The organism is Streptococcus sp. 2579 (assembly GCF_013277195.1).
Classification (GTDB): domain Bacteria; phylum Bacillota; class Bacilli; order Lactobacillales; family Streptococcaceae; genus Streptococcus.
Map to the genome: position 1 here is coordinate 87,089 of NZ_VMMM01000007.1, position 12,198 is coordinate 99,286.

Annotated in this window: 13 protein-coding genes and 1 pseudogene; all 14 read right to left on the minus strand. The window is 40.6% G+C overall.

All coding sequences use genetic code 11. The features are described 5' to 3' along the window. Positions 1–74 precede the first annotated feature (74 nt). Positions 75–701, minus strand: coding sequence for a phosphoribulokinase (locus HT725_RS04410; RefSeq protein ID WP_173219261.1), 627 nt, complete (start codon positions 699–701; stop codon positions 75–77). After that, positions 698–1,288 carry an anaerobic ribonucleoside-triphosphate reductase activating protein gene (nrdG, locus tag HT725_RS04415; RefSeq protein ID WP_033678521.1) on the minus strand — a complete coding sequence of 197 codons (591 nt, stop codon included), beginning with the start codon at positions 1,286–1,288 and terminating at the stop codon, positions 698–700. The genes HT725_RS04410 and nrdG overlap by 4 nt, the downstream gene beginning before the upstream one ends. Continuing rightward, positions 1,281–1,787 carry a GNAT family N-acetyltransferase gene (locus HT725_RS04420; protein WP_173253142.1) on the minus strand — a complete coding sequence of 169 codons (507 nt, stop codon included), beginning with the start codon at positions 1,785–1,787 and terminating at the stop codon, positions 1,281–1,283. Before HT725_RS04420 ends, nrdG begins: the two co-directional genes overlap by 8 nt. 43 nt (positions 1,788–1,830) lie before the next feature. Next, complete coding sequence (locus HT725_RS04425) at positions 1,831–1,971, minus strand: hypothetical protein (RefSeq protein WP_000521614.1); 141 nt, start codon at positions 1,969–1,971, stop codon at positions 1,831–1,833. Between the two features lie 11 nt (positions 1,972–1,982). Further along, the gene (nrdD, locus tag HT725_RS04430; protein WP_173253143.1) at positions 1,983–4,190 is read right to left on the minus strand and encodes an anaerobic ribonucleoside-triphosphate reductase; all 2,208 of its coding nucleotides are present in this window, start codon (positions 4,188–4,190) and stop codon (positions 1,983–1,985) included. Positions 4,191–4,309: 119 nt separating this feature from the next. Next, positions 4,310–5,848 carry a damage-inducible protein CinA gene (locus HT725_RS04435; RefSeq protein ID WP_173253144.1) on the minus strand — a complete coding sequence of 513 codons (1,539 nt, stop codon included), beginning with the start codon at positions 5,846–5,848 and terminating at the stop codon, positions 4,310–4,312. Between the two features lie 254 nt (positions 5,849–6,102). After that, positions 6,103–7,635 (minus strand): cardiolipin synthase, encoded by a 1,533-nt coding sequence (gene cls, locus HT725_RS04440; protein WP_173219252.1) that lies wholly within the window; start codon positions 7,633–7,635, stop codon positions 6,103–6,105. Positions 7,636–7,886: 251 nt separating this feature from the next. Next, positions 7,887–8,351, minus strand: a pseudogene (locus HT725_RS04445) (SP_0198 family lipoprotein). A gap of 83 nt (positions 8,352–8,434) precedes the next feature. After that, entirely contained in the window at positions 8,435–9,685 is a 1,251-nt protein-coding gene (locus tag HT725_RS04450) for a folylpolyglutamate synthase/dihydrofolate synthase family protein (RefSeq protein WP_173253145.1), read from the minus strand. A gap of 354 nt (positions 9,686–10,039) precedes the next feature. Continuing rightward, positions 10,040–10,345 (minus strand): DUF1292 domain-containing protein, encoded by a 306-nt coding sequence (locus tag HT725_RS04455; protein ID WP_000017620.1) that lies wholly within the window; start codon positions 10,343–10,345, stop codon positions 10,040–10,042. Positions 10,346–10,365: 20 nt separating this feature from the next. Further along, positions 10,366–10,785, minus strand: coding sequence for a Holliday junction resolvase RuvX (ruvX, locus tag HT725_RS04460; RefSeq protein ID WP_004239076.1), 420 nt, complete (start codon positions 10,783–10,785; stop codon positions 10,366–10,368). Positions 10,786–10,788: 3 nt separating this feature from the next. Then, the gene (locus HT725_RS04465; RefSeq protein WP_000507059.1) at positions 10,789–11,055 is read right to left on the minus strand and encodes an IreB family regulatory phosphoprotein; all 267 of its coding nucleotides are present in this window, start codon (positions 11,053–11,055) and stop codon (positions 10,789–10,791) included. Positions 11,056–11,141: 86 nt separating this feature from the next. Continuing rightward, entirely contained in the window at positions 11,142–11,711 is a 570-nt protein-coding gene (locus tag HT725_RS04470) for an SP0191 family lipoprotein (RefSeq protein ID WP_004269739.1), read from the minus strand. Between the two features lie 65 nt (positions 11,712–11,776). Next, positions 11,777–12,175: a transcriptional regulator Spx gene (spx, locus tag HT725_RS04475; RefSeq protein WP_000591165.1), complete on the minus strand. Its 399-nt coding sequence runs from the start codon at positions 12,173–12,175 to the stop codon at positions 11,777–11,779. Between the last annotated feature and the right edge of the window lie 23 nt (positions 12,176–12,198).

Here is a 12,198-nt window from a genome sequence, read left to right on the forward strand (position 1 = left end):
TTGTTGCTGTTTTTTCGTTTTTTTGCGATGAAACTGTTTTCCTATTTTTTCTTTTTAAAATTAGGGATTTTCTTCTATATAAACTGACTCCTCTTGACCTCAAATTTACCTTCTGATTGGTCCACTAGAATGTCCGCCCTTGACTCAGTTTCTTTATAGTATAGCAGATACTGCTCCCGTCTCATCTGATGGCTAGCCAATATAAAGGATGCATCGCGATTTCTCACAGTCGTATCTCTAGCAAGGCGCCGCTTTAATTCGGTCTCCTCATCCGTGTAGAAACAGATGGTTTTGTCAAAGAGTTCTTTGGGTAAAAAGCCAACAGACATCCCTTCGACAATCAAAATCGGTTTTGCTCCAGACAAGACCTCACTAGCCTTCCAAGGTTCTTCAATTGTTAAGACATCCATGTCAGCCTTTAAAGCGAGAATGTCTCTTTCTAAACTTGCCAATTCATGTGCCACAGGTAAACAAGCGGTCACTTTTTGGTCTGGAGTCTCCTTTGGCACCACTAAATGACGATTTGAAGCAATGTAAGGATCGGTTTCCAATAAGTTTACCTTTGCAGAATCTAGGGTTTGGTACAATTCCTGTGCAAAGGTTGATTTACCTGAAGCTCCATGACCGTATATTCCCAGTGTTTTGACTTTTCCAGCTTCTATCTCTGAAACCAGTTGTTTTATCAGGTCTTTTTTCTTCATTCTCTCTTCACCTGTTCATAGCTTTCTTTTCCATCATTAAGCTTGTCCCAAATCACTACTTGCCCACTTTGGAGCGATTTTTGCACATCTATGATGCGTTGATTGGACGAACCTCGAAACTGGAGCATAAGATTCCTCTTAGTTCGATCATATCGTCCATCGACAAGAATGTCAATCAGTGATAAGAGTTCCAATTTATCTGGAGTTTCCAACATCATTTCTTCCCAAGTATAGCCCGTCCAGGACCAGATGTCTTTATCTGGCAATTCCTTCCGGATACGTTTCACGAGTGGCAAGAGAATTCCCGTATTGAGAAAGGGTTCCCCTCCCAGTAAGGTTAACCCCTGAACATAAGGCTGGGCAAGATCTGCCATGATTTGCTCTTCTAATTCTGCTGTGTAGGGAATTCCTGCATTGAAAGACCAAGTCGCAACATTATAACACCCCTCGCAGTGAAACATGCAGCCTGATACATAGAGAGAGTTACGCACACCCTCTCCATCCACAAAGTTGAAGGCCTTGTAATCAATAATACGCCCTTGACTGAGTTCCTCACTTTTCCATTCTTGTGGTTTTGGATTATTCATTCGCTACCTCTATCCAATAACGCTCCACACCATTGCGAACATCCTCAATGAGACCTCCATTTGCTAGAATAACTACTCTGCTAGCAGGATTCTTCACGCTACAGGTCACTAGAGCTTTCTTGATGTTCTTTTCCTTAGCAACTTGCAAGCCCTGACGGAGAGTCTCTTTTGCATAACCCTTGCCTCTTTCAGATGGACGAATGGAGTAGCCAATGTGGCCAGCATAATTCAGTAAACCCTCATTCAGTCTCAATCGCAGATTCAAAAATCCTAGAGCATGACCTGCATCATCAAATAATACAAATTGAATAGAAGGAACACGATTTTCAGGCAAGTTTATTCCCATTTCTTTTTGCATATTTGTTTCCAACCACTCTTCATACACAAAGTTCTCTGTATCCCAAAATCCGCCATCATGGGCTGATTGGCTCTTTTCAAACTCTGCCATCATCTCTAAAACTGTTTCTTCATCTGCTAATCTTGGTCTGCGTAATTCCATCCTTACCTCCCACTATGAGAAAAGCGAGAGCTGACTCTCACTTTTATTTTTTCTTGTTCTTGTTTAAAAATTGTTCTCTGAGGCTGAGCAAGCGTTCTTTCTTATCAGCTCCACCTTTAGAGTGTTTCTCGTGATAACGAGTCACTTGTGCGCGACCCTTATCGTCTAATTGATATTTCCCCATTTTATTTCTTTCTAATTTGTTACTTGGTGGCCAGCTATTTTAATCGTTGAGCCATTCATATGTTTGACACGCGCAGCGATTTCCTTGTGACGGCCGTTGACCATAGGTCTTGCTTGAGGATTGCCTAAATAGCCACAAGTCCGTTTAACAACGTCTACTGTTTTAGGGTCGCTATTGCCACAGTTAGGACAAGCAAAGCCCCTCTCAGTTGGTTCAAAATCTCCTTCAAAATCACACTTATAGCAACGATCAATCGGAGTATTGGTTCCCAAATATCCCACACGATCATAAGCGTAATCCCAGACAGCTTCCAAGGCCTTTGGATTTTGCTGGAGGACTGGATACTCACAATAATGAATGAAACCACCTGACGCACCCGCTTCTGGATAGACTTTCTCAAAGTCTAATTTTTCAAACGGTGTTGGATTTTTACGAACATCGTAGTGGAAAGAGTTAGTGTAGTATTCCTTATCTGTAATATCAGGAATAGAACCAAACTTCTCTGTATCTAGTCGGCAGAAACGGTCTGTCAAACTTTCAGACGGTGTTGAGTAGATAGAAAAATGATATCCATATTGGTCAGACCACTCTTCTACACGGCGTTTCATATCTCGAATAATGTCTAGCGTGAATTCCTTAGCATCTGGATTGCTTTCCCAGCTGTTACCAAAGAAAACTGTCGCTACTTCATACAAGCCGATATAGCCCAGTGAAACTGTCGCACGACGATTCTTAAAGAGCTGGTCAACGCTTTCTTCTTTACCTAGACGATGACCAAAAGCACCGTATTGATACAGGATAGGAGCATTTGCTGGTGTTGCTTCCTTAGTTCGTTCGACACGGTAAACCAGAGCATCTTCAGCGATATTCATACGCTCGTTAAAGATTTCCCAGAACTTATTCATGTCACCCTCAGACTCGAGGGCAATACGAGGAAGGTTGACCGTCACAACACCTAAATTCATCCGACCTGAATTGACTTCTACGCCATTCTCGTCTTTCCATCCTTGAAGGAAAGAACGGCAACCCATAGGTACCTTAAAAGAACCTGTCAAGTCAACAATCTTATCATAGGACAAAACATCTGGGTACATCCGTTTGGTTGCGCACTCTAGAGCCAACTGCTTGATGTCGTAGTTGGGTGTCCCTTCCTCCAAGTTGAGTCCTCTTTTAAGCGTGAAGATAAGTTTAGGGAAGATAGCTGTGCGGTGTTCTGAACCGAGCCCCTTGATCCGAATGGTCAAGATAGCTTTTTGAATTTCCCTCTCAAAGCGACTAGTTCCTAGACCAAAGCCTAGAGAAGTAAAAGGCGTTTGTCCGTTTGAAGTGAAGAGAGTATTGATTTCATACTCGAGAGATTGCATAGCATCATAGATGTCTTTTTGAGTTTTCTCCCAAGCATAATCTTCCCGTTTTTCAGGCAAGACCCATTCTTCTGCATCTTTGAGATGTTTTTGATAATTCTTCTCTGCATAAGGCGCCAAAACTTCATCGATACGGTCAGCTGAACAGCCGCCATACTGGCTAGAAGCAACGTTTGCGATGATTTGCGAAATCTGAGCTGTCGCAGTCTGGATAGACTTGGGACTTTCTACCTCTGCATTTCCAATCTTAAAACCATTTTCCAACATCCCCTTGAAATCAATCAAACAGCAGTTGGTCATAGGTGTATAGGGGCTGTAGTCCAGATCGTGATAATGGATATCCCCTTTTTGGTGGGCATTGGCTACATGCTTAGGAAGCATTTGCAGTCCGATTGATTTCCCAACAATACCCGCTGTCAAATCACGCTGGGTATTAAAGACATCGCTGTCTTTATTGGCATTTTCATTGACAACTGCCTGGTCTTTGTTGAGTAGTTTATGGATACTAAAGTTGATATCCGTCGCTTTTGAACGCTCAAAATCCCTCTGCGTCCGATAAGTAATATACTCCTCAGCTAGCGCATATTCTTTGGCTTCAAGCAGTTCATGTTCTACAATATTTTGAATTTCGTAAATCTTAACCCCCTTTGGAAAGCGACTATGAATTTCTGTGACAATTCGCTCGGTCAGAGCATTTAGGCGTTTTTCGACCAAGGGTGTCACATCCATAACCTTGTCAGCCGCCTTGTGGAGAGCCTTGTCAATCTTATCCACATCAAATACAACACGTCTCCCATCTCGTTTCTCGACGAAGAGAGTTGGCAAAATTGTAATTTTTTCTTCTAGTGCAATCATATGCATGCTCTTTTCTAAAATGTTCTTTCTAAAAAGTATTATACCACTCTAAAAAGAAAAATCAATATCTTGTGTTAAAAATCCTAAAATTTTTAAAAATACACAAGATATTGATTTGGTTATTTAATTTTATAGACTTTAAACTCTGAGTAATCCGTCTTTACTGGTTGGTAATTTTCTTTTAAGAGTGTTTCCACTTCAGACCAGACTGGCACCTTGTCATTCACCACAATCACCTTAGGTTGTTTTTCTTTCAAGTCATTGAGTAGCTTATTCCGGTTTTCCTCAGTTGCTGTATAGTGCACGGGAGACAAAATCGCCGATGGCGACAAGCGCTCACTCTTACGATAAAGAGTCGCAGTATCATCCCATGCATAGATAGCATCTTCCGTATTTGTCTCCTCTTTTACCAAATCAGCAAGACGATTACGTTCTTGATAAGGTACCGGATAAAGGACAAACTTCATCAAAAAAGGAACAGTCAAAAGATAGACAAGCCCTAAAACTGGCAGATATAGATTTCCTTTAAAAAAACGACTCCATAGGCTAACTGGCGTTTCTCTTCGTCTTCTTCTAACACTACGCCCCCTCTGTTGACTCTTAATATTGGTTACCAATAAAAGTAGGAAAACAGGGAAGACGACCATCAAATAAGAAGCGTGCAGAGGCTCTTGTGAAAAGAAAAGCAAAATCAAACCTAAAATTGTCACAAGACTTGCAGGAACCGAAATGACGTATAGTTTAGAGGGCTTGGATTGAAAGAGACCTAAAAAGATACAAACCACAAATCCCAAACCAAGGGACAACAAGCCATAAAAAGCCATATTCTCTAAAATTTTAGAAGTGAAATCAAAGCTAATACTGTCAATAGGATAACGAATACCACTAATGGCATCCCCAAAACTTCCTGTTGCAACACTATAGTAGGCAGTTGGATAAAAGATAAGTGAAAAACCTAAAGCCACTGCAAGAAACTGATAAAACCCATGCGCAAAGCGTCTATGCCCAAGGTTAAAGACCAACAAGCCTAAACTCACTACAGCAATAAACAGGAGCGATGATAAGGGAGCAAAGAAAAATCCTCCTGCCAAAGCCAGCCCAATCCGTACAAATCCCTTATCATGGCTTGGATTGCTTAGATAAGTCGCAACTAAACTAAAGGCTGCTAATAAGAAAGGAAGCGCTAAAAGAGTCGCATAACCTCCACCAAAAGCAAGACCTGTAACTAGCATGTAAAAAATAGTCACCACTTGTCCAGCTTGGTCTCCTTGCTCTGTCAAGGTGTCTGCCGATCGAAAGAGGAAAAATCCTCCTGCTACCAAGGCTAACCACTCAAAGATGGCAAAGAAAAATCCGCCCTGAGTCACGTAAGTCAGCAAATAATAAAGCAAACCTTGACTTCCATAATAATCGCTGTAAATCTTCCCTGCCTGATGAAGGGCCCAACCTGTATAAAAATCCTGCACTTCCTGTGCACTCATTAAATCGAGTAATAGCGGTACTCCTAGAGTTATCCCCGTTACAAGCGTACTCCATAGTAAAATTTTCACCAAAGGAAGACGACTTGATTCACGATGATGCGATTCTTGTTTGATTTGGTATTCTAGAGGTTCACGATTCTCCTGATGAACTTCTTCTACTCTACCATACACACTCATATCGTTTCTCCTATTCAATTTATCTGTCTTAGTATATCAAAAAGTCCTAGGATTGTCAGCTTGCGATGGCTGTTTGAGTGATTTTTTGCATAGTTTCACAAAGGTTTCAATTTCCCGAAAACGGTGTAAATGTGTCTGTTTAAATGTTATGATATAATCCAATTCTTTCTGAGTCAGCATCGTTCCTCCTATATCTTTCTATTCGTAAAAGGCAAGAAAAATAGGACTGGTTTGTGTCCTCAGTCCTAGATTTCTTATAAGATTGGAGCGAATAACTGGGCGATTTCTTTTACAAGTTTTTGATACCAGCTTGTTTTGATAGAATGAGGATAGACTTCCTGAGAATCTGCAAATATATTTTGAAAATCTCGGGCTATTTCCATTATAGAAGGAGTTTTATAGAGTAAGACTGCATTTTCATAATGGTGTACCAAGCTTCGGTAGTCGAGATTGATTGTCCCCACCACCGCAAAATCTTCGTCTACCAACATCTGCTTACTATGAATAAAACCTGGACTATACTCATAAATCCGAACTCCAGCAGAAAGAAGGTCTGGATAAGCCCCTCTTGTGACTAACTGAATGAACTTCTTATCTGGTATGTAAGGGGTGATAATCCGAACATCGACCCCTCTCATAGCAGCATTTTTGATTGTCTCTGTTAAATCATAGTCTATGATCAAATAAGGTGTCGTAATATAGACCGATTCCGTTGCTTGATTGATCAAACTCTGATAAACTTTTTTTCCTACCTGCGTTCGAAAAATTGGCTTGGGTCCACTCCCGTATGGAATGGTTAAACCGTCACTTGGGATAGAATGATTTTCTAAATGATATTGATCAAAATCACTAATCTCTCCTCGATTGATGTACCAAGTGGTTAAAAACAAGCGTGTCAGGGCTTTTACTGCTAGTCCGTCCAAGCGAATTCCACTATCCTTCCAATAACCAAATCTCTCGACGTGGTTAATGTACTCATCGGCTAAGTTAATGCCTCCTGTATAAGCTATCTGACCATCAATAATCAATATTTTTCTATGATCTCTGTTATTATAGGCCACTGTCAAACGAGGAATAACTTTATTGAATTTATGGGCCTCGATGCCCAGCTGACGAAGTCGATGTGCATAATCTCCTGTTAAAGTAGCCATACAGCCAATATCATCATAGAGCAGTTTAACCTCAATGCCTTGAGCGACCTTTTGCTCCAAGATTTCTAGAATACGATTCCACATCAAACCTTCTTCTATAATGTAATATTCCAAGAAAATAAATTTCTCAGCCTTTTTAAGATCTTCTACCATCTTTTTCCACATGGCTTCTCCGCTAGGAAAATATGTAGAGGCAGTTTGATCATAGACATCGGCATTGGTATCCATACTCAATAAGGACTTGATGACGCCATATGCCGCCTTGTCACTTTCTTTTAATTCCTCTTTTAGTAGCTGGCTATTTGCTTCTTGGAAATGCATGGAGCCTAGCTTCTTCAGTTGTTTGATTTCTTTTTTGGACAATCTCCTCTCACCAAACATCAGATAGAGCAAGGGGCCAAATACTGGCACAAAGGCTACTAATAACCAGGTTACCTTATTCTCAGGAGTCGTATTACGGTTGACTATCGAAATGATTGTGATGATACTCAGTAGAATGAGGACAGTAATCCATAAAATGGGAGCCATGCGTCCTAAATAAAGAAAGAGACCAAAAACAAGACACAGTTCAAGTAGCATAATCGAAAGACTAAAGCCATACTTGGACATCAATAATTGAAATTTTCTATATTTCATATCCCCTCCTTGATATTTTGATACTCAATGAAAATCAAAGAGCAAACTAGGAAACTAGCCGCAGGCTGTACTTGAGTACGGCAAGGCGACGTTAACGCGGTTTGAATTTGATTTTCGAAGAGTATGAATGCTAAAAACAGGTAATTGATACTAGTATAACTCAGGTATTCGACAGAAGGCAAGTATTTATGATTATTTTCTAGGTAAAAGTAAAAAGGATGAAAAATCCAGCACTTTCTACTTGCATAGTCTTATTTAGCTAAAACGATTTGGTCCGATGGGTCTCTATCCATATCATCTACGACGATTTGATTACCGTTTACAGTGTAAATTTTGACATCATCGCCAATAATCATGCGTTGATTTGCTGCATCAAATGTGAGCTGTTTGACTTTCTGATTCCCGTCAGATTCGAACTCAGTCCATGTACCAGTTGTACCAGTCACTACCAAAGTGATACGGCCTCCTTCATCCTGACCAGTATAAGTTCCATCAATATCGGTCGGTTGAGCCTCGGGCGCATTTTGTGAAGAACTTGTTGCTACCTAGTTTGTATTTTCTGTAGACGATGAAGCAGCAGGTTGTGATTGCTGAGTTTGTTGTGTTTGCGCTTGAGCTGCTGGTTGTTGAATCTGTTGAGCTCTTTGTGAACAAGCTACTAAGAGACTAAGACTTGCTAGAGAAGCAAGAGAAAGTGTGAATCTTTTTAATTTCATGATGGATTTCCTTTCTGCTACCAATTTAGAGAAATTTTCTCTAACCAGCAATTCCCCTAGTATAACAAGTTCAAAAAAGGAGTTCAATTCATCTGCTCATGCCCCAGTAGGTAGCCCCGTACTTCTGAGATAAAATAGAGAGACCCTGTAATGAATAACAAGTCCTGCGTATCTGCTCTTTCTTCAAAACTGCTGATAAATTCTCGGTAAGAAGAAACTATATCGTAACCTGTCACATCCCTTTCGTCCAAAGCTCCCTGATAGTCAAAACCAGTCACCTTGAGTTCCACCTGAGGCAAATTCTCAGTCAGATAAGCCAACATCCCTTGATAATCCTTACGTTTCAAGGCTCCAAATAGGATTTGAGGACGATAGCCTTCCTGCTCTTTTTCTTTGATAAACTCCACCAGGCGAGTCAAGGCAGGAAGGTTATGAGCACCGTCCAAGTAAATCTGAGGACAAATACGCTCCAAACGGCCAGCCCAATGGGTCTTCTCCAAAGCCTTTCTTACAACCTGCTCATCAACAGATTCCTTTCTTTCTCCCATAAAAAGAAGAAAAGTTTGCAACGCCAAGGCTGCATTTTCCTGCTGATAAGCTCCTTCTAAGCCTATTTTCAACTGCGAAATATTTAGTAAAGAACTTGAAAAATCCCCATTCAGCATTGAAAAATCTTGGCTTGCCTGATAAAGGTCAACAGCTAAAGATTCGGCTTTTTTCTGACAGACAAGCCTAGCTTCTGGAGGCAATTTCGCAATCACTGCCTTTTTACCAGCCTTAAAAATACCTGCTTTCTGCTCTGCAATTGCTGCTACACTGTCACCCAGAGTCTCCTGATGGTCAAGTCCAATGGAAGTAATGACAGCAAGCTCTCCAGTTACCACATTAGTCGTGTCTAGTAAACCACCAATTCCCACTTCTAGTAAAACCAAATCCACCGCTTGCTCCCTAAAGTAGAGAAAAGCAATCAAGGTCAGCAATTCAAAAAAGGACAACTGATCATGGGTTTGCAGAAGCGTTTTTTCCATCTCCTTGACCTGCTCAGCTAAACGGATAAAGTCTGCGTCTGCTATAGGTTGTCCATTAATGCAGATTCGATCATTAATAGAGACGATATGAGGGGAGGTAAAGGTCGCAACTTTTTTGCCATGCCCCATAAATAACTCCCTCATAAAAGCAATGGTAGAACCTTTCCCATTAGTCCCAGTGACGTGGATAATAGGATAAGACTTCTCGGGATTCCCCAACAAATCCACCGCTTGTTGCATTCGGCCCAAACCTGATCGAAAATTCAAACCAATCCGACTATGGAGCCATTCTTCTACTTCAAACATATACATCTCCTTGACAAAAGTCTAATCAATTATCTAGCAAAATTCCGTAGATAACAAAAAATGAGGTCAGGATTTTCATCCCGACCTCTTACCTGGTTAGCTAATCACTAGCAACTATGGATATTAACGTGGGCTAAAAACGCCACCCAGATTCACCAGCTCTCTTATTTCAAGGAGCTAGGCTGATACAGTCTCCCAGACTTACTTACGGTCTTTATTTTTAGCGTCAGGCTAAAAACGTCCCCCGGACTTACCAGTTCTCTCTTATTTTAAGGAACTGGGGTAAAAATGTTCACTGGATATGCCTGCGTTTCTATTTTCTAGCGCAGGGCTAAACACGTCCACTGGATGTTTTTACTCCTCCATAAAGCTGTTGAAGACTTCTTCAATCATGTTCCATTCGTCTTCTGAGTCTTCTGGGATTGGTTGCAATTCGCCTTCTGTTCCATCTTCGTTTTCGATGAATGAGTAAGCTTGGATTTCAACTTGTCCGTCTTCGTCTTCTTCTGCGTTAACTGGTACTAGAAGAACATAGTTTTTACCAAATTCTTCTTTTCCATCAATCGTCAAAAGGATTTCAAACAAGGTTTCATTTCCTTGCTCATCTACTAGTGTAATTAGTTCACGTTCTTCGTGGTCGTGGTTATGATCGTGTGACATAGCCTCTCCTTTATATTATATTAAAATTTTCTATCTAAATAATTTTGTAAAATCAGCTGAGCTGCTAACTTATCAATGACTTTCTTGCGCTTATTGCGACTGATATCTGCTTGTTCAATCAACATACGCTCAGCGGCCACTGTTGTCAAGCGTTCATCTTGATAGTCTACTGGTAAACCAAAAAGCTCTTCTAGCTTTGCTCCGTATGCTTGACTAGCTTCTACGCGCGGTCCGCTTGTATTGTTCATGTTTTTAGGCAAGCCCACTACAAATCGTTCCACCTTATAAGTATCAACCAACTCCTTAACGCGGTCAAAACCAAATTGGCCTTGCTCCTCATTGATTTGGATGATTTCAAGTCCTTGAGCCGTAAAACCGAGCGGATCGCTAATCGCCACCCCTACCGTTTTTGAACCGACGTCCAATCCCATAATTCTCATAGGTTACAGATCGACTCCTTGTCCTTTAAGGTAGTAGCGGACCAATTCCTCAACGATTTCATCACGCTCATACTTACGGATTTGATTTCGTGCATTATTATAACGAGGAACGTAGGCAGGGTCTCCACTCAATACGTAACCTACGATTTGGTTGATTGGGTTGTAGCCCTTATCGTTCAACGAAGCATAGACATCAGTCAAAGTTTCGCTAATTTCTTTTTTATTGGAATCGTCCAATTTAAAACGTACTGTTTCTTCAGTAAATCCCATTCTAACACCCTCTTTCCTTAGAATAGTACCATTATAGCATAATTCCTTACGTTCTACAATTCAGGCAGTCTATTTATTTGGATTTTCTATTGTTCTGTCGCGCCATTTGCCAATCTGTCTGAAATATATTTGCTTGGTTCATTCTTCAAGAGATTTTCTAAGCCAATATTCTTCAAATATTCTAACTGAGAAGCCTTCTTGACATCCAGAACTTGAAAATCAAAACTAGTTGTTGTTTGAAGTTCTGTTGCACTCAATAATTTGGTTTCAAGCTTAAATCCTGCCAATTTACGAGCTTCTATGATGGACTCATCCTTCTCCTCCGCCTCAAGAAGAGCTTTTTGAGTTTCTTCCACTCCATGTTGGTCAATATAGGTCTTCAACTCATCTGAGACTGGACGTTTTTGTTGAATCGTTAAGCTCAAAAAAGTCTTGTCTTTGTAAGTAATGGTTTGTGTCTGCTGGCTACCATCATCTGACTTGGGCAAGACCAAAGTCTTGGTCACAACTGTATTCTTCTCAGCATTCTCAATAACTGGCAATGCCGACTGAAGCGTATCCTTTTCTGTTTTTGTAGCTGGTCCAGTTTCCTTTTTCTGTCCGCAACCAACCAGGACAAAAAGGAAAGCTAGACTAACAAGAACTATTTTTTTCATTTCTTTCTTCTTTCTTTTTGAAATTAAAATAGAATAAGACTGGGAATTGCTCCCAGCCTTGATGTTTATAGAGCTGCACGCAAACGTGCTTCTGCATTTTCTACATTACGGACAGAGCGTGGTAGGAAGGCACGAATATCGTCTTCCTTATAGCCAACTTGCAGGCGTTTTTCATCCACAAGGATTGGGCTCTTTAAAATTCTCGGTGTTTCCATAATCAGATTAAGGACTTCATTGACACTCAAATCTTCAATATCCACTCCAAGGGCTTTGGCATAGCGATTTTTAGACGAAACGATGCTGGCTATTCCGTTATCTGTTTTGGTTAGAATATCCAGTAATTCTTCTCTCGTAATTCCTTCTTTACCAAGGTTTTGTTCTTTATAACTTAACTGGTGGGCATTGAGCCAGGTTTTTGCTTTTTTACAGCTAGTACAACTTGAGACTGTATAAATTTTAATCATGTACCTACCCCTTTCGCTACATG